Source organism: Parabacteroides vesiculifaciens (assembly GCF_049860805.1).
Taxonomy (GTDB): Bacteria; Bacteroidota; Bacteroidia; order Bacteroidales; family Tannerellaceae; genus Parabacteroides.
Map to the genome: position 1 here is coordinate 3,889,728 of NZ_CP187555.1, position 20,061 is coordinate 3,909,788.

At 40.8% G+C, this 20,061-nt stretch carries 16 protein-coding genes and 1 pseudogene; all 17 read left to right on the forward strand.

What is annotated here, in order from left to right; genetic code table 11:
• The first annotated feature begins 158 nt into the window (after positions 1–158).
• The 17 genes and pseudogenes from ACPYIV_RS15605 (at position 159) to ACPYIV_RS15685 (ending at position 19,993) form a co-directional block, all read left to right on the forward strand.
• Entirely contained in the window at positions 159–2,558 is a 2,400-nt protein-coding gene (locus ACPYIV_RS15605; RefSeq protein WP_425883921.1) for a family 78 glycoside hydrolase catalytic domain, read from the forward strand.
• A 691-nt stretch (positions 2,559–3,249) separates the two neighbouring features.
• Positions 3,250–5,280, forward strand: coding sequence for a tetratricopeptide repeat protein (locus ACPYIV_RS15610; RefSeq protein WP_299363457.1), 2,031 nt, complete (start codon positions 3,250–3,252; stop codon positions 5,278–5,280).
• A 155-nt stretch (positions 5,281–5,435) separates the two neighbouring features.
• The gene (locus ACPYIV_RS15615; RefSeq protein ID WP_301703836.1) at positions 5,436–5,804 is read left to right on the forward strand and encodes a DUF3244 domain-containing protein; all 369 of its coding nucleotides are present in this window, start codon (positions 5,436–5,438) and stop codon (positions 5,802–5,804) included.
• Positions 5,805–5,871: 67 nt separating this feature from the next.
• Positions 5,872–6,267 (forward strand): LytTR family transcriptional regulator DNA-binding domain-containing protein, encoded by a 396-nt coding sequence (locus tag ACPYIV_RS15620; protein WP_425883924.1) that lies wholly within the window; start codon positions 5,872–5,874, stop codon positions 6,265–6,267.
• Positions 6,254–6,901: a lanthionine synthetase LanC family protein gene (locus tag ACPYIV_RS15625; protein ID WP_425883926.1), complete on the forward strand. Its 648-nt coding sequence runs from the start codon at positions 6,254–6,256 to the stop codon at positions 6,899–6,901. The genes ACPYIV_RS15620 and ACPYIV_RS15625 overlap by 14 nt, the downstream gene beginning before the upstream one ends.
• Positions 6,898–8,118 (forward strand): glycosyltransferase, encoded by a 1,221-nt coding sequence (locus ACPYIV_RS15630; RefSeq protein ID WP_299363450.1) that lies wholly within the window; start codon positions 6,898–6,900, stop codon positions 8,116–8,118. The genes ACPYIV_RS15625 and ACPYIV_RS15630 overlap by 4 nt, the downstream gene beginning before the upstream one ends.
• Positions 8,119–8,265: 147 nt before the next feature.
• A complete protein-coding gene (locus ACPYIV_RS15635; protein ID WP_299363444.1) occupies positions 8,266–8,481 on the forward strand; it encodes a TIGR04149 family rSAM-modified RiPP in 216 nt (71 codons plus the stop codon).
• 72 nt (positions 8,482–8,553) lie between these two features.
• Positions 8,554–9,870, forward strand: a complete 1,317-nt coding sequence (locus ACPYIV_RS15640; RefSeq protein ID WP_301845835.1) for a 6-bladed beta-propeller — start codon at positions 8,554–8,556, stop codon at positions 9,868–9,870.
• Between the two features lie 74 nt (positions 9,871–9,944).
• Positions 9,945–10,139, forward strand: a pseudogene (locus tag ACPYIV_RS15645) (radical SAM peptide maturase); the annotation flags it as partial.
• Between the two features lie 213 nt (positions 10,140–10,352).
• A complete protein-coding gene (locus tag ACPYIV_RS15650) occupies positions 10,353–10,568 on the forward strand; it encodes a TIGR04149 family rSAM-modified RiPP (RefSeq protein ID WP_299363435.1) in 216 nt (71 codons plus the stop codon).
• A gap of 28 nt (positions 10,569–10,596) precedes the next feature.
• Complete coding sequence (locus ACPYIV_RS15655) at positions 10,597–10,812, forward strand: TIGR04149 family rSAM-modified RiPP (RefSeq protein ID WP_299363432.1); 216 nt, start codon at positions 10,597–10,599, stop codon at positions 10,810–10,812.
• Between the two features lie 79 nt (positions 10,813–10,891).
• A complete protein-coding gene (locus ACPYIV_RS15660) occupies positions 10,892–12,157 on the forward strand; it encodes a 6-bladed beta-propeller (RefSeq protein ID WP_299363426.1) in 1,266 nt (421 codons plus the stop codon).
• A 5-nt stretch (positions 12,158–12,162) separates the two neighbouring features.
• Positions 12,163–13,530 carry a radical SAM peptide maturase gene (locus tag ACPYIV_RS15665; RefSeq protein WP_301705442.1) on the forward strand — a complete coding sequence of 456 codons (1,368 nt, stop codon included), beginning with the start codon at positions 12,163–12,165 and terminating at the stop codon, positions 13,528–13,530.
• A 13-nt stretch (positions 13,531–13,543) separates the two neighbouring features.
• On the forward strand, positions 13,544–14,782 hold the full coding sequence (locus ACPYIV_RS15670) for a TIGR04150 pseudo-rSAM protein (protein WP_299363421.1): 1,239 nt from the start codon (positions 13,544–13,546) through the stop codon (positions 14,780–14,782).
• A gap of 26 nt (positions 14,783–14,808) precedes the next feature.
• Positions 14,809–16,839: a glycosyltransferase gene (locus ACPYIV_RS15675; protein ID WP_425883930.1), complete on the forward strand. Its 2,031-nt coding sequence runs from the start codon at positions 14,809–14,811 to the stop codon at positions 16,837–16,839.
• Positions 16,840–16,856: 17 nt separating this feature from the next.
• Positions 16,857–19,052, forward strand: a complete 2,196-nt coding sequence (locus tag ACPYIV_RS15680; RefSeq protein ID WP_425883932.1) for a peptidase domain-containing ABC transporter — start codon at positions 16,857–16,859, stop codon at positions 19,050–19,052.
• Positions 19,049–19,993 carry an HlyD family efflux transporter periplasmic adaptor subunit gene (locus tag ACPYIV_RS15685; RefSeq protein WP_299362149.1) on the forward strand — a complete coding sequence of 315 codons (945 nt, stop codon included), beginning with the start codon at positions 19,049–19,051 and terminating at the stop codon, positions 19,991–19,993. The genes ACPYIV_RS15680 and ACPYIV_RS15685 overlap by 4 nt, the downstream gene beginning before the upstream one ends.
• Positions 19,994–20,061: the final 68 nt, after the last annotated feature.

Below are 20,061 nucleotides of genomic sequence, written 5' to 3' on the forward strand. Positions count from 1 at the left end.
CGAAAGGGTCGGAATGAAAGTTCCGACCCTTTTTTGTTTTTGTATTGGATAATCTTCTTTCTTGTATCATTTCTGCATGATTAATTCCCAAATTTGTAAATAGTAGACGGCGGTATATCCATATATTTGTATGTTGGATATCGTGAAAACTTAATGATATGAAGTATTTTTGTCTGTTACTCTCTTTCCTTTTGGGATTTGTGATTTCTGTTTCGGGACAGGAAAGAATATCTGTCTGCAATCTCCGCGCCCCCTCCCTTCTTACTCAGAAATGGGATGCCAACTGGATTTCCTGTCCGGAAGTTTCCCTTTATGATTATGGCGTTTATCATTTCCGCAAGCATTTCAAGCTGGATAGAAAACCGGATTCGTTCGTGATCAACGTTTCGGCGGATAACCGCTACCGGCTTTTTGTAAACGGTACGCCTGTCTGCTACGGTCCGGCACGCGGGGACTTGAACCATTGGTATTTCGAGACCGTGGATATCGCTTCCTTACTGAAAGCCGGCGATAATACGCTCGCCGCCATTGTCTGGAATGCCGGTCCTTATACGCCCGGAGCGCAGATGACCTTGAAAACCGGACTGATCGTACAAGGGAATACAGTCCTGGAAGCCATCGTGAATAGCGGGCCGGACTGGAAAGTCTATCGGAATCCCGCCTACGCGCCGTCTACGGAGAACCGCCAGGATGTCGGGTGTGCCGATATCGTAAAAGCCTCTTTATATCCGTGGGGATGGGAAACGGAGGAATATGACGACAGCTCATGGAAAAACGCCGTGCAGTTGGGACGCGGACAGCCTTACGGAGCCGGGACAGGCTATGACTGGGTGCTGTGCCGGCGCGATATCCCTTTGATGGAAGACACGTTGCTCCGGATGAAAACGATCCGGCGTTCGGAAGGAATGACCGCATCGTCCGCTTTCTTGGAAGGAAATGCCCCGCTGGTCGTTCCGGCAAACCGGAAAGTAACTCTGCTGATCGACCAGTCTTATCTGACAAATGCTTATCCCGAACTGAAAGTGTCGGGAGGGAAAGGCAGCGAGATCAGGATGCGTTACGGTGAAGCGCTCTACAAGAATGGACAGAAAGGCAACCGGAACGAGATAGAAGGGCGCGAAATAGGAGGCTTCACGGATAAGTTCTATCCGGACGGCGGAAGCAACCGGCTGTTCCGTCCGCTATGGTTCCGGACGTACCGGTATCTGCAAGTGGAGATCGAGACGAAGGAAGAGCCGCTTACTTTGTCGGACCTCTACGGGATGTACACTGCCTATCCGTTTAAAGAGAACGGCAGTTTCAGCAGCAATCTCCCTGATTTGCAAAAAATATGGGAAGCAGGCTGGCGTACAGCCCGGCTGTGTGCCAATGAAACCTATTACGACTGTCCGTATTACGAACAGCTCCAATATGTGGGAGATACGCGTATCCAGGCATTGATTTCCCTCTATGTGGACGGTGACGACCGGCTGATGCGCAAGGCGATCAAGATGTTCGACTATTCCCGATCGTACGAAGGGATTACGACCAGCCGCTACCCGAGCCGGGTTCCGCAATATATCCCGCCTTTCTCCTTATATTGGATCAATATGGTGCACGATTACTGGATGTACAGGGATGATCCTGCATTTGTAAAAGCCTGTATGCCGGGTGTAAAGAGTGTCTTGGAGTGGTTTGCGGACAAGATCGATCCGGAGACCGGCATCTTAGGACCAATCCCTCACTGGAACTTTATCGACTGGCCGAAACAGTGGCCCTGGGACAACAACCAGCCTTTGGGCGGGACACATAAGGCGGCTATCCACGGAGGCTCTTCTATCCTCTCCCTTCAATTGGCCTATACATTGAAAGATGCCGTCGAGTTGTTGAGAGAGTTTGGAGAAACGGATCTGGCGACCCGCTATGAAGAAGTCTATCGTTCGTTATGCCGGAATACCTGGGATAAATGCTGGAACGAAGGGAAACAGTTGCTTGCGGATGATCTGGAAGGAACGAGCTACAGCCAACATGCCAATATCATGGGAATCCTCTCGGATGCCGTCCCGCGTGAGAAGCAGCAAGCGTTGTTCGATAAACTGAATACGGAACCTTCTCTGATACAGGCTACTTTCTACTATCGCTTTTACCTGTTCCGCGCCTTGAAAAAGGTCGGATTGGCCGATCGGTATACGGAGATGCTCAAACCCTGGCAGGATATGCTGGCAATGGGCTTGACCACCTTTGCCGAGAATCCCGAACCGACCCGCTCGGACTGCCATGCCTGGAGTGCAAGCCCTGTCTATGACTTCCTGGCAACGGTCTGCGGCGTGGAGCCGGCAGAACCGGGATTCCGTTCGGTTCGCATCGCCCCTCATTTAGGATCCTTAAACCAGATAGAAGGCAAGGTCCCCCACCCGGCAGGCCTTATCGAAGTCAGTCTGAAAAAGAACGGCAAAGGCCTTTCCGGGCATATCGTCTTACCGGCTTCGCTGGGCGGAACGTTTGTCTGGGGCGGACAGCAGTTGAATCTTGTTGGCGGCAGGAATGAGATCGCCCATCTTTTCCCATTGGCAAATTAGCATATCTGTAAATAGCGGACCTACAATTGACAATTTGTTAAAGTTGCCACTCGTAGGTCCGCTTATATCCGTATGTTTGTCCGTATGGTTACAAATAGGGGAAGGAGAAAGAGTTTAAGATTGACGTTTTGTTCGTCTTATTCCCAATAATTTCTTTTTTTGTTCCCGAAAGGGCGAGGTTGTGCGGTTCAATTGGTGGAGGGTGTCGTGCAGAAGGATGAAAATGCAGTCAAAACGTCAACCGTAAAATGATCTTTCCAATAGGGCTTTTAGCTGTTAAAATTACTTTTTGTGGGCCATTTGCAGTCTCTTCACGACTATTTTATGTCTTGTTCCGTAACCCTCCCAAAAATCATCTAAATGATTTTCTATTTTTATACTGATCGTTTGTCTCAATTGTCTAAATAGTTTTCCAAAACCATTCGGATCATTTTAAAAATCATTTAGATGATTTTGGGAAGACCGTACGGAATCATGGCGGTTTAAGGCTGAAATGAGGAAAATAGGTTAAGTGTGTGTTAGGGAAATGGCTTGAAATGAATTAAAATGGTAGGAAAAAGCTTTTTCAGTAACAATTTGAAGGATAATTATAATGTGAGAAAAGGAAAAAATGTATATTTGAAGGTGAATGATGGAACCTTTTTGATTTTAAAATACTACCTGTATGAAAAAAATGGAAAAAACACAGATAATGGCATTTTTATTTTGGATAGCCATAGGCTTGTCTGCTTGCCATTCTTCTTCTGATCCAACCCTTTATGAGGCAGAAAAGGTGATGAAGTCGTATCCGGACAGTGCATTGGTCCTTCTGGAAGCTATCCGGAATCCGGAGAAGATGCCTGCTGGCGACTATGCTACCTGGTGCTTGCTGGTAACGCAGGCACGGGATAAAAATTATGTGGAGCATACATCGGATTCGCTGATCGGGGTGGCGGTACGCTATTTTGAGAAGCGAAAAGATCCGCATCGGAAGGCGCAGGTTTATTATTGCCAGGGGCGGGTGTTGTCGGATCTTGATTTGGAAGGAGAGGCTTTGGAAGCTTATCTGAAAGCGAAAGAACAAGCAGTTCAAACGATCGATTATGATTTGCGTGCCCGTATAAATAACCATTTGGGCGGTTTGTATTGGAAGAATATGAACTATCGGGAAAGTCTTGTCTCTTATAAAGAAGCGCATCAGGCATATGCTTGTATTTCAGATACAGCAGGGATGGTCAATACGTTGTGCAATGTCGGAAAATGTTTGCAGGGGATGGATAGGCTCGACAGTGCTTCTTTCTATTATGGGAAAGCATTGAAGTTGGCTGACGAGGGAGATATTCAAGCGCAAAAAGGGACGGTTCTTACCTCTTTGGGGAATATTAATATGGATCGAGGAAGATATACTACGGCATTGGAATATTATAGGGGAGCTTTACAAAATGCTGATAATCCGAAATTTCTGGATATCGAGTATTATAATTTGGGAGACATCTACCATGCTTTGGGGCAAACCGATTCCGCTTTGTTTTATCTTGGAAAGATATCGGGGAGTGAAGACTTGTTTACCCGATGTAGTGCCAATCGTTTGTTATATCAATTGGCAAAAGAAAGCGGGGTACCTGATTCCGCCTTTGCGTATAATGAAACCTATTTGCAGTTAAGGGATTCCATTGAACACCTTTATCGTCCTCACGAATTGGAACGAATGAAAGCCCTTTATAATAAGGAGCGGATGCAGAACCGGCATGACAGGCAGATGCAGGAGGCAGAGATCCGACAGTTGGTCTGGGTCGTCCTGTTTTTGGCGAGTTTGGTTGTTGGAACGTTTATCTATTCCTACTTCAACAAAAAGTTGTCTTTGCTGAAACTTCGTAATCAGGAGGCAATGAAAATGTTGAATGAAAACAGGAGGCAATTATCGGTTAAAGACAAAGAACTGAGCGAGAATAATGCAAGATTAGAAATAGTTCAGCAATCGCTTTGTCAAATCCGGAAGGAAAAAGACCGTTTAGTGAAGGAGAGAGATGAACAAGTCCGTATATTGGAAGAAGATAACTGGAAGCAACAAGCTGAATATGAACAACAGTTGGAGGAGATAGAAACCCGAAGTAAGAGAATTGTTGAAGAAAAAGAAAAAATACTGCATGAAAAAGAGGTTCTGGTCCATCAAAAGGATTTGTTGCTTGGTCAACAGGATTCTCGGTTGAGTTCGATGTCGAAAGATGAAAAGCTATATAAAGAGCAAATAGGCATTCTTACGAGCGAGCAACAGCAAACAAAGCAGGAAATGAAAACACTGCGTACGGAGATCGATACATTACGTTTGGGAAGCGAAACACAATTACAGCAGGAATTGGAAAGCAAGAAAGACTATAGTTCCCTATGTAAAATGTATGAAGCGTGGCAGAAGGAGTTGATCAGCCAAAATAGTTGTTTATCCTGTATACGAGACCGGTTAGTATTGGACATTTGGAAAGAGCGGGACTGGGAAGTCTTTATGGAAAATTTCAACCAAGTATATCCAGGCTTTCTCACACATCTGACCGGTAGTTTTAATTTGACCGACCGTGAAATCCGGATTGTCTGCCTGACTAAATTGGGATTGAAGACCACAAAAGTTTCTACTGTTTTCAATTTAGGAGAAGATATGATCCGGCGGATAAAGTCGGATATCCGGAAACGGTGTTTTCCGACCTCTACAGCTCATTCTTTAGATCAAATCATCAAAAGATGGTATTAGTGATTCCTGTTTTGAAAAGAAAAAACAGAAATTGATTGTTTGACGTATAATTGGACATTTTGATTTTCAAGTAATAGGTGTATGAATAAAAAATACGCATATTCCTGTTTTTTTAGTAGATGGGATCTTAACTTTACAATAAAAATTTATGCTTTATGAAAAAGAACAATTTCTTCCTTTTGGTTATTGTATGGGTCTTGACGTTCGTCTTTCCCGTAATGTTGTCTGCAAAAGTGACGGACACACGTGATATTGAATTGCGGGCAAAAACAGGAAACAAAGAAATACGAAGTTTGTTGCCTGTTCGTGCATGGTTAGATAATCGTGTAGTCTATGTGTCTTTTTTTGAATTGCCGACAGAAGTAACAGTGTCTATATCGGATGCAGAAGGGAACCTTATTGAAGTATGCCAGTATCAATCTCCTGAAATGATCTCAATTCCCATAGTGAAAGGTACGGGGACATTCAAGATAGAGATTGAATGTGATTCGAGTATTTTTATCGGAGAATTTAAATCAATATGAGGTCATAAAATTCGATCGATTTGGGCTAATTTGTTCAAAGATAGATTTATTAACTAATGATGATATTGTGGAAAAACTGATTTTTGAAAGAACATTTTTGAGGTATTCCGATAAAAATAATATCTGGAAAGTGGAATATGATGACATTATTTCCATTGAATGTGATAAGCCTTATATTAGATTCTTGTTGAAAGGATCAAAAAGAATTATTACAAAAAAGAGCTTACTTGATGTGCAAAAAAATCTGAATGAAAAACAGTTTGTACGAATCAATAGGAAAACAATTGTCAATATGGAAAATGTTCAATCAGTTTTTAAAAGTAAAGATATATATAGTCTTTTGATGCAAAATGGCTTAGAGTATGTGGTGAGTTTTAGGACGGTAAGTTTTGTTCGGAAATGTTTTTTCCTGTTGAACTCTTCTGAAAAGAAAGATGAGAAAGGAGAGGATGAAAACATTTAGTTTTGAGCAAAGAGTGGTTCATCACCTGATCCTACAAAGTCCGTTCATCAATGATTTGGGACTGTTTCATGGGAAGATGGGAATCGCTCTGTTCTTTTTCGAATACGGACGGTATGCTGATTGTGATGTGTATACGGATATAGCTGAAGAACTTTTGGATGATATTTGGGCACTTATCCATACAGAGCTGTCTTTCCGTTTTGCTTCCGGATTGAGCGGAATCGGCTGGGGAATCGAATACTTGTTGCAAAACCGCTTTATAAGTGGTGATGGTAATGAGATCTGCGAAGAAATAGACCGGATCATTATGCAGATGGATTTGTGTCGTTTGGATGACCTGTGTTTAGATACGGGATTGGAAGGACTATTCTATTATGTTTCGGCCAGAATGCAGGGAGCGGCATCTCAAAAGAACCCATTGCCATTTGATAGGCAATATCGGGAAGATTTACAACATGTAAATTCTTTTTTTGATATGGATGATCTGGATGCATTTTATAATCGGTATCCGGTGTCTGTTTCTCCTTTTTTGAATTCGGCTCTTTTGACAGAAGAAACTTATGTTTCGGCATCTTTAGGGCTGAAAGATGGGCTTGCAGGTTTTTTGTTGAAACAGCAAATGCAAAGATCATGAAACATTTGTATATAACAAACGAGCATGAAACTTCTTCCGGTAATGGGATAGGCACTTATATCCGGCAGTTGATTACTTGTTTGTCCGGTACGGATATTGCGATCGGAATATTGGTTTTTAATTCCGGACAGGATGTTTTCGATATAGAAGAAGTAGGTGGAATCCGTTATTTCCACTTTCCTCCGTTTTTCGATAAGTCGATTCAAAATCATTCCCGAGTCATCGATAAATTCCTCCGGTTGTATATACCGGATTCACCGGATAATATTTTTTTGATTAATTATAGTCCGTGTTCTATACTAATGAAGACGATCCGTGAATCACATCCATTGTCTAAGCAAATTTATGTGATCCATGATATGGCTTGGACGCTACATTTATTTGGGGATGTAGATCGGTATATTCGAATTTTAAAGCAAAAGAATCGGAAATATGTGGTTGAGCGGTATGCATATCTGTTGGAAGCTTATCGGGAGGAGGTTGAAATGTGCCGATACGCGGATCGGGTTGTCTGTTTGTCTGAAGATACGTATCGTTTGTTGGAAACGTGTTATTCGGAGGAGCAGGATAAATTACGGCTGATTCCAAATGCTTTGTTTGAACGAACAGTTTTGTGGTCAGAGAAGCAGAAGAAGGCTTTTCGGAAAAAGATGATGTTGCCGGATGATGAAAAGATATTGCTTTATGTCGGTCGTATGACGGAACAAAAAGGCTTTATGGCTTGTATCAATGCTTTCAAAGAAATTGTGAAAGTTTATCCGATGTCTCGTTTGGCTGTGGTTGGCACTACCGGTAATTGGGATTTTGTCCGGAAAATTTGTTACCCGGTATTGGCTAAGGTCCACTTTACCGGTGCACTTTCTTCGGAAGAGGTGGATAAATGGTACCAGATTTCCGATATAGGGCTTTTACCCTCTTATACGGAACAGTGTAGTTATGTAGGGTTGGAGATGATCGCTCATCGGTTGCCGGTTGTTGCATCGGATGGGTTTGGAGTGCGCTGCATGTTTCAGAAGCAGGAATATGTACGGGTAGCCCATATTGGTGATATAAATCAAGCCGATGGTTTTAAGGATGAATTGGTTATGGCAACACTATCATTGTTGCGCTCCCTTGATGAAAGAGGAAAGACTAATATAGATGTTACATACCCAAACGAAAACTATTTGACGGATAAGGGAAGGCGCTTATACCTGATGTTATTTGAGGATTGTTAATACGTTCAGGATATAAAATGGGTACGTTCGGGATATTTGCAGGTGATTTTTTTGTTGTATAAAATACGAATAGTTAAATTTATGACAACGATAAAATTTCAGGAACAGTTTCTAAATCATTATTGTTGACATTTAATATTTAAGCGTATGAAGTCAATTAGTCGATTAAAAATTACTCAATTGAGCAAGGCTGAGTTGGGTAAGAGAGAGTTAAACCGTTTGGTGGGTGGTGATGGGTGTTGTATTTGTGGTTGTCGAGGATCTTCTTCTACTAATAGTAATGGAGGTTCAAACAGAGGAGGTGGTGCAAGTGGTTTATTTTCTCCAGGTGGAGGAGTAAACTTTGGAGGAACTAATTCATAGATATAAATCTTAATGTTAGTGATATATAGCTGTATGAGTATCTATACAGCTATATTTTTTATAATGACGATTATGAAAAAGCAATTTATCGCAATATTATTTATAAGTCTTGTTGTTTCATGCGGTAGCCATGATAGTAAAAATAAAACTGAATCTTTAGTTGAAGAAGACAGTATAGTTCGTATCGGTATACCAGACGTGTTAAAGGAAGAAAAAGTGGAACTTTATCTTAGTGACGAAGCGGATAAAATTGATATTGTTCCTTTAGAGACAACAGGACAGTCCTTGTTAAGTACTATAGTGGATGTATTTATAACAGATGAGGATATATTTATATGGGACTTTAAAAATGGGATATTTAGATTTTCTCGTGATGGCACTTTTCTTAATAAAATCGGAAAACGTGGACAAGGTCCTGGTGAATATCTATATGTGAACCAACTGATCGTAGACTATGATAAGGTATTGATATCTGAAACAGGAAAAGAAAGTTCTGCAACAAGAAGAATTCATGTTTATGATTTTCAAGGACATTTTTTGCAAACAATCCTAACTCCTAAATTATTTGTTGGCACATTGGGGACACTCTTATTCTTTAATGATGAAAGATTTGCAGTAGATCCTATTGCTGTATTTGATGATTTTCGTAAAAATTATTGGACCGTAGCTTTGTTGGATAGTTCCTTTAATATCAAAAAAGAATTTTATAATCCATCTTTCAGTGGGCGAGAAAAAGATATTTGGGAGAATCGTTCTTTGTCTTATGGATGGAAGAGTTTTTGGGAAGAGTATGGTCCTTTCATTAGTACATATAAAAATGATATGCACGTTTGTTTTTATCAAGAAGATACAGTCTATTTGTATGATAAGATAAAAAAAGAACTTAAGCCTAAATATATTTTGAATATGGGGGATAAGCCGACTTTTGAAACTTCGCATCAATTTATTAAAGATCTGTCATTCTTTAAGTATCTTTGTTTGTATAATATATATGAAACTCAGGAGTCTTTTTATTTTGTTTGTACACGAGGTGACAAACTTTACAATATTCGTTATTCCAAAAAGGGTGGGGAGACTTTCATTTCAGAAAAACAAGCTATTTTGCGAGAAAAATCATTACCAGGTTCACCCGGATTTATTCTTCGGTCTTATGATTTCCGTCGCTTAACTTTGAAGAACGATTTATGTGGTGGTGATTTTTATGTTCGATTTACACCTTCTGATAAATATTGGGTTTCAGTGGTTGAGCCATCAAAAATAGAAGATCTTATGGAAGAAATAAAAAATGGGAGAGTTAAGAATGAAGAATTGAAGAAGGAATTTATCAAGAAACTGGATATGATGAAAGAAGAGGATAATCCAATACTATTGGTTGTGACTTTAAAATGAATATCATGAAAAATAAAGTAATAAAATTAAATAATAAGCATTCTTATGTCTATTCTAATAGACATAAAATATTTATGCTCTACAAAAATGGACGAAAGGATGATTTTTTTGTTGAAGATTGGATAACTTTTAAGACCGATTATTCGTCTGAGGCAATAAAAATGAATCTGGCAAACCTGCGTCAACTTTTGATAGAAGTGACAGATGCATGTAACTTGAAATGTAAATATTGCGGATATGGTGATTTGTATGCTAATTATGACAAAAGAAACGCACTGTTGGGACAATTGAGTGAGGATGAACAAATAGTGGTGATCGCAACATTAAAATGATTATATGTGTATGATATCAATAAGATGAATTTGAATTTTTCTGATACGTTCGGGATATCAAATGGGAACGTTCGGGACATTTACTGTTAATTTATTTGTTGCATAAAATATAGATAGTTAACTTTACGAAAACGATAAAAGATTGTAGTCATGAAAAACATCGGAAAGTTAAAACTTACCCAATTGAGCAAGGCTGAATTGGGTAAAAGAGAGTTAAACAAGTTGATTGGTGGTGAACATTGTTGCATTTGTGGATGCCACTCAGATAGATCTTCAACATTGGATGTTGTGAATGCAAATAATAGAGGAGGAGCAAGTGGTTGGTATTCTCCTGGAGGTGGGGTAGGTACTGGATCTTATTCATGAAATATTTTATACTTAAATAGTGAAGCATATGAAAGCAATTAGTCGATTAAAAATTACTCAATTGAGCAAGGCTGAGTTGGGTAAGAGAGAGCTAAACCGTTTGGTCGGTGGTGAGAACTGCTGTATTTGTGGGTGCTTAGGATCATCAAGTTCATTCTCAAATTCTGGTGCCAATTATAACGGAGGTAAAAGTGGTTTGATTACGCCTCCAGGAATAGGTGGAGGTACTGGTTCCTATGGCTAAATTCAATAAAAAACAGCCAATAGATTATCTGTTGGCTGTTTTTTATTGAGTGTGTTGTAATGTCTAAATTAATATATTTATGAAAGTTTTTTTATTCTTTGTGATATTTGTCTTTTTTATTTTTTCGTGTCGAAGTGCAGATCGAAGTACTGATACTATTTTAGACTTGTCTGAAAATGTGGAAAAATATATTGATGTTGCTGGTTCGTTAAAAAATATTCAAAATGAATGTGAGCGATTTCTATTAAGTGAATTCGCAAAATCTGTAGATATTGTTCCTTTGGAATTTTCAGAACATTCAATGATTTCTTCTATTGAAGATGTGCAAATCTCTGATGAATATATTTTTATTCAGGATGTAAAATCAAGAAAAATATTCAGGTTTGATAGAAAAGGACATTTTATCAATTCGATAGGGAAAATTGGGCAAGGGCCAGGAGAATATGTTCATCTGTTTTATATGGATATTCTCCCTGAGAAAGAAGAAGTATATTTATATACAAATATGGGGATGATGATTCATGGTTTTGATGGACACTTTATTGAACATATAAATAAAACATTACCCTCCGATTTATTTAACACATTAGAACCTCGTTTTTTTATATATAATAATCATGTGTTCTTGAATGATCGTATTCCTGTTCAAGCCAAAAAAGATTTATGGTCGTTAGCGTTACTTGATAATAAATTTGGAATCGATAAAAAATTTTATAATCCATCGTATATTGGTTTAGAAAAAGAAATTATAAGTCATGGAACAAAATATGATAAACGTGAAAATTATTGGACAGAAGGGGAGTTATTGACTGATTTACATGATGATTATTTTGCTTTAAGCTATTGGGGGGTAGATACAATCTATAAATATATCGATTCTTCTTCTAAATTTGTACCTATATATAATTTATATATGGGGGAAAGACCTTCATTTAGGATTTCCCATGAATGGATTAAGTCAGATGAGTTTTTTGGGTATTTTTGGTTGTATGATTTTTGTGATACAAAAGACTATTTGTATTTATCTGTATGTGTAGATAGAAATAAATATAATCTTAGATATAATAAACAAAATGGAAGTATTTCATTTGTGAAAAATATCGCTCAATTTCGTGAAGCAAATTTGGCTGGTTTTCTATATCGGAGAATTAATAATCGACAGCTTGAATTTGTTAATGATTTTTTCTCAAACACAAAGTTTGTAGTACAATATAAATCTCATGGATATTATATATGTGAGGTTCCTATTGATATTTTTAACGATGAAGCTACTAAATATGGTGTTGATTCTAACAATTTACAAGAAGATGGGAATCCAGTCCTATTAATTGCAACTTTAAAATAAATATCATGAAAAAGCAAGTAATAAAATCGAATAATGAACATTTTTATGTCTATTCTAATAGTTATAAGATGTTTATGCTTTACAAAAATGGACGAAAGGATGATTTTTTTGTTGAGGATGAGATAACTTTTAAGACAGATTACTCTTCTGAGGCAATAAAAATGAATTTAGCTAACCTTCGTCAACTTTTAATAGAAGTGACAGATGCATGTAACTTGAAATGTAAATATTGCGGATATGGTGATTTGTATGCTAATTATGACAAAAGAGAAGCAAAGCTGCAACAATTTGCTAATGTGAAATTATTGATCGATCATCTTAGTGATTTATGGAGGTCGGAGTATAATACTTCCTATAATAAAAATATTACTGTAGGATTTTATGGAGGTGAGCCTTTGATGAATATGCGTTTGATAAAAGAGACTATTGCATATTTAGAATCTTTGCAGGATATAAACGTTAGCTTCTCTTACAATATGACAACAAATGGTGTCTTATTGGACAGATATATGGATTTCTTGGTAGAAAAGAATTTCAAACTCTTGTTTAGTTTGGATGGCAATGAGTATAACTCCGGTTATCGGGTAGATAAACAGGGAAAGGGCTCTTTTTCTAAAGTATTTCCCAATATAAAACTTATGCAATCGACTTATCCGGACTTTTTCGATAAGAATGTCAATTTTAATGCCGTATTACATGATCGGAACTCAGTGGAAGATGTGTTTGCTTTTATTAAGCAGGAATTCGGTAAAACGCCTCGGGTAGCGGAATTGAATACAAATGGATTGAGTGAAAAAGGAAAAGAGGAACTTAAACGTATGTTCAATAGCCGATATGATAGTTTTGATAAAGCGTCAGATGCTTTTAAGTCACAGGAAGAGAATCGGATGGAAGATTCTTCATCTACTTTTTTTCATACGTTTGTCCGGGATTTTACAGGGAACTATTATAACTCTTATATTGATTTATTTGATTCGGAGGATAGTACAACCTATATCCCTACCGGAACTTGTCGTCCGTTTGAGCGTAAAATATTCCTTACCGTAAATGGAAAAATTCTCCCTTGTGAAAAGATGGGGCAGAATCATGTTCTGGGGACTTTGAAAGATGGAATCCTTGATTTGGACTATGAAAAGGTTGGAGCTTATTATCACGATTTGTATGAGAAAGTGATAAAAAATTGCAAGACTTGTTTCTTGCAAAAGGCTTGCGGGCAGTGCATGTTTTTGCTGGAAGAGAGAGACGGAAAGCTGGTTTGTCCGGGTTATATGGGAAAAAACAAGTCGGTTGAATATTTTGTCCGTTATCTTTCTTATGCAGAAGAACATCCTGATTTGTATGAGTCTGTAATGAGTACTATTGCTGTTGATTAAAAATATAGAGAACATGGAAAACACAAAAAAATATTGGTTTTATCTGGAACCTTATACTTTTATTTTTGGAGAAGAAGGTCGATTTGTGATTTATAATACATTGAATTCTGCTTATTTGCATGTTCCTGATACTCCATTAGTGTCTGAGGTGTTGACTTCGTTGGAAAAAGCCAGTAATGGATATTGCCAGGTTTTAAAGGAGGAGCAAGCTTTGGACCCTGTCTTTCATAATTTTGCCTTACAAGTGAGAAAAAGCTTTTCCGGTGATCTTGTAGAGGTGGAATCAGAGACTTCTAAACCTTTTTTATTCAAACCTATGTTGTTTTTGAATACCAATATACGGAAAGCCCAGGAAGAAGATCTTACTTTTCTTGGCGAAAGGATTTTAGAAAATCTGAATGAAGTATCTTTATTCCTTCCAGGATCGTGTAGCGGTTGTTGTTCCGGTTGCCATGACTATTTTAAGCAGACGCTCCATTGTGCTTGTTTTGAAAAAAGAGATTTGTCTGTTGCTGATTATTTGTCTCTTTTGTTGGATTTGAATACGAGTGGTGTCAATAAAGTCAATATATTAGGGGGAGATTTATCGCAAAGTGATTGCTTTCATGATATATATCCTACACTTTCCGGCTGTAAATTCAAAAAGTCATATCATTTGTATTGGAAGCATTTAACTGAAACGTGTAAAGATTGGCTGGCAGAAGAAAATTCGGAATTGGTTGTTGCTGTCCATCCCGGTTTTGATAAAAAAGCGGTGGAATACCAAATGAATATGTTTGCCTCTTATCCTGTTGTTTGGCAATTTATTGTTTCTTCGGATGTGGACGTTCAGGAAGTCGATACATTGGATCTGCCTTCTTTTGTCCAAATAGAGATGAAACCCTTTTATACGGGTGAAAATATTTCATTTTTCAAAGAAAATGTATTCTGTTCATTAGATGATATCCTTGCCGAACCAGTTAGCCGTAAGGCTATTTTCAGACGACAGACCTTGAATGAAAATTTCTTTGGAAAATTGACGATCGTCTCTTCCGGCGAAGTATATGCAAATGTGAATTGTAGGCCTATAGGTGTTTATCCGCAGGATTCTTTGAAGAAACTCGTTTTTGAAGAACTGGTGCATTCGACTGCCTGGTTTCGTTTACGGGACAAACAGCCGTGTAGCGGGTGTGCGAATAAATATCTGTGTCCTTCTATCTCTAACTATGAATTGGTAACGGGAAAGGATAACTTCTGTTTGGTGAAAGAATAAAATTATTAAATTGTTAATCTGAATCTATGAATGTATTGGTTTCCGTTATTATGCCTGTTTATAACATGGCTGAATTTGTGGGTGAAGCAATTGATAGTATATTACAACAAACATTTTCCGATTTTGAGTTTATTATTATAGACGATGCTTCGGATGATGGTACGGATCTTGTAATACGGTCTTATATCGATAAAAGGATTGTGTTTGTTCGTAATGATTTCAATATCGGAAATTATGCTTCTCGTAACAAAGGAATGCGACAAGCGCGAGGGAAATATATAGCTGTCATGGATGCTGATGATATAGCCATGCCGGAACGGTTGGAAAGGCAAATAGATTATCTGGAAAAACATTCAGATATATTGGCAGTTGGCACGGATTGTTTATTTTTATCGAATGATAAACTAAAGAATGTTGTTAATTCTTATCAAGATATTTTGATTGCTCTATTAGAAAATAATAGTTTTGTACACCCTTCCCTTACAATTCGAACAGATATATTACGTCAGCTGAACGGCTATGATGAACAATATTATTATTCGGCAGATTATGATTTGGCTTGTCGGTTGACCTTGCTTGGAAAAGTTGAGAATCTTGCTATCCCTTTAATGCAATATCGATGGCATTCATCCCAAATATCCCTTTCAAATAAAGTGAGGCAAAAGTCGTATGCGGATGAAATTCGTCGCAAGTATCAGTTGTCATTCATTAATCGTTATAAGAGTATAAATCAGTCAAAAGTAGAAGAAGCTGATATTTATTATCCGGATATGGGCCGTTTGATATGTCTCTATACGTATGCTGCTGGTATTGGTGATTCAATATTAGAACAACAGGCAGATATATTATTGGATAAAATATTCGAAGATGTTTCGGTGGAAATGCCAGTATGTTTGGAAAATGGATTGTTAGGAGTTGGATGCGGATTGATTTACTTGATGCGTAACCATTTTGTGGAAGGAGAAGAAGATGACGTTTTGTCGGAAATCGATGCTTGCCTTTTTGGTGCATTGATTTATATGGAAGATGAAACGGAGGTTGATTGGTATGGCTGGCTTCGTTATTTCCGTCTTCGTATTTTGTATGATCGTCCGGCAGATTGGAAAGTTTATGGAATGACACTCCGACAACATGGTGTATATATGCTGGATTGCTTAATGCGAGGATTGCAAAAAGGCATGGATTGGGACAAACGGATTATCAGTGAAGTGGAGTTATTTCACCAAATGAAACTTTGTCCGACAAAAACAGCCCAAATCTTATCTCTTTTGACTTCGATCGATAACGACCGGCTTTCTTTTGTCATACCGATACGGGTGGATTCGGCAGAGAGGGAAAGAAACTTGGATGTGGTGGTGGAGATGTTGAGTGAAATGGAAGGGGTGGATGTCTCTATTTTGGAAGGTGACGAGCAACCTCTTTATCGGTTGAAGAAAGCATATAAAAATGTGAGGTATCGTTTTGTTGAAGATCGCGATCCCGTATTTCATCGTACGAAATATTTGAATAGGCTTTTAAGAGACGCGCAAGGGGCTGTTGTTGGAATATGGGATACGGATGTGGCAATTACCTACGAACAAATATCGGATGCCGTAAAAGCGATAAGGACAGGGTGGGCTGTGATGAGCTTTCCGTATGACGGGCGTTTTTATACGCTTTCTCCTGAAGATAGCGATCAGTTTGTTCGAGATCGTTCTTTTGAGAGGTTAGATGAACTGGTGAAAACTTCCCATTTAGCTCATGGCCCTCATTCTGTAGGAGGAGCGTTTTTAGTCAATCGAAAGTTATACTTGCAATCGGGTGGCGAGAATGAACACTTTTATGGTTGGGGGCCGGAGGATGCGGAGCGGGCCAAGCGGATGGAAATATTGGGATTGCCTGTTTATCGGGCAAGTGGGCCGTTATTCCATTTATATCATCCCCGCAAAGAAAATTCCTGGTATGGAAGTGCGGATATTGAGTTGAAAAACCGGCAGGAGTTTTTGACTGTGTGTAGTATGACACGTGATGAATTACTACAATATGTGCGATCATGGCATTGGATATTGCATGAATAAAAAAGAATAGAAAGACCATGATAAAGTCATTCCCCCATTACTCCCAACTCGAATCCACCGACTGTGGCCCTTCGTGCCTCCGCATGATCGCGAAGTACTACGGTCGTAGCTATTCCATCCAGTACCTCCGCGAACAAGCATTCATCACACGTGAAGGCGTGTCGATGTTGGGAATCAGCGATGCCGCCGAACGGATCGGGTTCCGGACGATGGGAGTGAAAGTGACGTTAGAACAACTCAGGGCAGAAGTGCCTTTACCTTGTGTTTTACACTGGAACCAGAATCATTTTGTCGTACTATATAAGGTAAAGAACGGAAAATATTATATTGCTGATCCTGCTACCAAAAAACTGGTTTATGCCGAATCTGAACTATCACGTTGCTGGTGCAGCACCGTTGTAGAAGGAAAAGATACAGGAGCCGCCTTGCTCTTCGAGCCGGGCCCGGACTTTTACGATCGCGAGGAGGAGGATACACGGACAGGAAAAGGCTTGTCTTTCTTCTTCCGTTATCTGACACCTTACCGGCGTGAACTGTTCCAGCTGGTATTGGGAATGCTGACGGCCAGCATCCTGCAACTGATCCTGCCGTTTTTGACGCAGAGTATGGTGGATACGGGTATCAGGGACAGTAATTTGAACTTTATTACCTTAATATTGATAGCGCAGTTGGTGATCTTCGTGGCTAAACTTTCTGTGGATTTTATCCGTAGTTGGATTCTACTGCATGTCAACACCCGGATCAATATCGCGTTGATTTCCGACTTTCTTGCCAAGCTGATGAGGTTGCCACTTCATTTCTTCGATACGAAAATGGTGGGCGACATCATGCAGCGCATCGGCGATCATAACCGTATCGAGACGTTTATGACAGGTTCGTCCATCTCGACGCTTTTTTCGTTTGTTAATTTTATCGTGTTTAGTTTTGTATTGGCCTATTATGACCTGACGATATTGGGCCTGTTCTTAGTCGGCAACGGGTTGTATGTGGCATGGATACTTGCCTTTATGAAGTACCGGCGCGAATTGGACATCAAGCGATTCGCTCAGGCTGCGGGCGAACAGAGCAACCTTTTCCAGTTGGTGACCGGTATGCAGGAGATCAAGTTGAACAACTGCGAGACGGAGAAGCGGTGGGAATGGGAACGCATCCAGGTGAAACTGTTCAAGATAAGCATCAAAGGTCTGGCCTTGGAACAATATCAACAGCTCGGATCGGTGTTTTTTAACCAAACCACCAATATCCTGATCTCCTTTTTGGCCGCCCGGGCTGTTGTTTCGGGAGAAATGACGTTAGGTATGATGATGTCGTTGACCTATATCGTGGGGCAACTGACGGCTCCGATCGAGCAGTTCATCGGCTTTGCGCGTGCGTTCCAGGATGCGAAGATCAGCCTGGAACGGCTTGGCGAGATCCATCAGAAGGAGGATGAGGAACAGACGCTTGCTTTGAAAACGAACAGGATCCCGGAAGACCGGACGCTACGGATCGGGGATGTGTGCTTCAGCTATGACGGGGCTGACCGGGACTATGTGCTGGAACATGTGAGCCTCGCGATCCCGGAACATAAAGTGACAGCTATCGTGGGGGCGAGCGGCAGCGGGAAGACGACGCTTGTCAAGTTGCTGCTTGGTTTCTATGAGCCTAACAAAGGGGAAATCCGGGTGGGGAACGTCTTGCTGAAGGATTTGAACCCGCATGTGTGGCGTGCGCATACGGGTTGCGTGATGCAGGACGGTTTCATTTTCTCGGACACGATCGCGCGTAACATTGCGGTGGGGGCGGAATCGATCGATAAGGATCGTTTGCTGCATGCCGTTACGGTGGCGAATATTCGGGAATTTATCGACTCGTTGCCGTTGGGCTACAACACGAAGATCGGTATGGAAGGAAACGGCGTGAGCCAGGGACAGCGGCAGCGCATCCTGATCGCCCGTGCGGTGTACAAGAATCCGGAGTTTATCTTCTTGGACGAAGCGACGAATGCCTTGGATGCCAATAACGAGAAAGAGATCATGGAGCACCTGCACCAGTTTTACCGGGGCCGTACGGTGATCGTGGTGGCGCACCGGTTGAGTACGGTACGGGATGCAGACAACATCGTCGTCTTAGATAAAGGCCGCGTAGCCGAAGAGGGAACGCATGAGGAACTGACGGCACGACGCGGGATATATTACAAATTAGTGAAGAACCAATTGGAATTAGGCAATTGAAAGAAGGTAAAGACATAGAGCTGCGCAGTGAAGCGGTGCAGGAAGTGATGGGGCATGTGCCGGCCTGGATCGTGAGGTGGGGGATCACGGTGTTGGCTCTTGTGGTGCTTGCGCTTGTCGTGGGGAGCTTTTTCTTCCGTTATCCGGATGTGATCGAGGCGGAGATGAGGTTGACAAGCCGGAACCCGGTGACGGAGGTCGTGGCGCGCACTTCGGGGAAGGTGAGTAGCCTGTATGTTGTCGACGGGCAGGAGGTGAAAGAGGGTTTGCCGCTGGCGGTGGTGGAGAACACGGCGGTGACGGAAGATGTGCTGCGGTTGAAGAAGCTGTTGGTGCGTTATGCCGGGGAACCGGAGCGGCTGAGTTATTATTTGTTGCAGGACGTATGGCAGTTGGGGGATATCCAGCCGGCTTATACGGTTTTGGCGTCGAAAGATCCGGCGTCACGGGATTACCGGGCTGCGTTGGGGCAGTTGTTGGCGGCGGTGCGGCGTTGGGAGATGGATTATTGCATAGAGGCTTCGGCTTCGGGACGGGTGCAGTTGCTCCGGCAAGGATATCCGAACCTGTATGTGCAGGGTGGCGACCTGTTTGCGCGGATCGTACCGGAGGAACCCGGCGAATGGATCGGCCTGGCGTCGATGCCGGTCGCGAGTTCGGGAAAGGTACGGAAGGGGCAGCGTGTGATCGTGCGGTTCAGTAATTTTCCGGACCAGGAGTTCGGGATTGTGGAGGGTCGTGTGTTGTCTGTCTCGATGGTTCCGCTGGAAGACAATTACAGGGTGGAGATTGTTTTCCCCGGCGGACTGACCACCAATTACGGAATCTGTCTTCCTGTAGCCCAGGAAATGAAAGCCACGGCTGGAATCGTAACAGAAGATATTCGTTTGATAGAGCGATTCTTCCAGCCACTGAAAAAGATCTTGCGGGAAGGTATGTAAGTGGCTTTCCGGGCGTGAGGGATCAATTGGGAGAGTTAAATCTGTTTTTGAAAGTGTTTAATTTGTGG

Coding starts and splice junctions, on each gene's coding strand:
- ACPYIV_RS15655 (WP_299363432.1), top strand. CDS start 10,597: ATGAAAGCAATTAGTCGATTAAAAATTACTCAATTGAGCAAGGCTGAG.
- ACPYIV_RS15635 (WP_299363444.1), top strand. CDS start 8,266: ATGAAGTCAATTAGTCGATTAAAAATTACTCAATTGAGCAAGGCTGAG.
- ACPYIV_RS15625 (WP_425883926.1), top strand. CDS start 6,254: ATGAAAACATTTAGTTTTGAGCAAAGAGTGGTTCATCACCTGATCCTA.
- ACPYIV_RS15670 (WP_299363421.1), top strand. CDS start 13,544: ATGGAAAACACAAAAAAATATTGGTTTTATCTGGAACCTTATACTTTT.
- ACPYIV_RS15680 (WP_425883932.1), top strand. CDS start 16,857: ATGATAAAGTCATTCCCCCATTACTCCCAACTCGAATCCACCGACTGT.
- ACPYIV_RS15660 (WP_299363426.1), top strand. CDS start 10,892: ATGAAAGTTTTTTTATTCTTTGTGATATTTGTCTTTTTTATTTTTTCG.
- ACPYIV_RS15650 (WP_299363435.1), top strand. CDS start 10,353: ATGAAAAACATCGGAAAGTTAAAACTTACCCAATTGAGCAAGGCTGAA.
- ACPYIV_RS15640 (WP_301845835.1), top strand. CDS start 8,554: ATGAAAAAGCAATTTATCGCAATATTATTTATAAGTCTTGTTGTTTCA.
- ACPYIV_RS15605 (WP_425883921.1), top strand. CDS start 159: ATGAAGTATTTTTGTCTGTTACTCTCTTTCCTTTTGGGATTTGTGATT.
- ACPYIV_RS15665 (WP_301705442.1), top strand. CDS start 12,163: ATGAAAAAGCAAGTAATAAAATCGAATAATGAACATTTTTATGTCTAT.
- ACPYIV_RS15610 (WP_299363457.1), top strand. CDS start 3,250: ATGGCATTTTTATTTTGGATAGCCATAGGCTTGTCTGCTTGCCATTCT.
- ACPYIV_RS15630 (WP_299363450.1), top strand. CDS start 6,898: ATGAAACATTTGTATATAACAAACGAGCATGAAACTTCTTCCGGTAAT.
- ACPYIV_RS15615 (WP_301703836.1), top strand. CDS start 5,436: ATGAAAAAGAACAATTTCTTCCTTTTGGTTATTGTATGGGTCTTGACG.
- ACPYIV_RS15675 (WP_425883930.1), top strand. CDS start 14,809: ATGAATGTATTGGTTTCCGTTATTATGCCTGTTTATAACATGGCTGAA.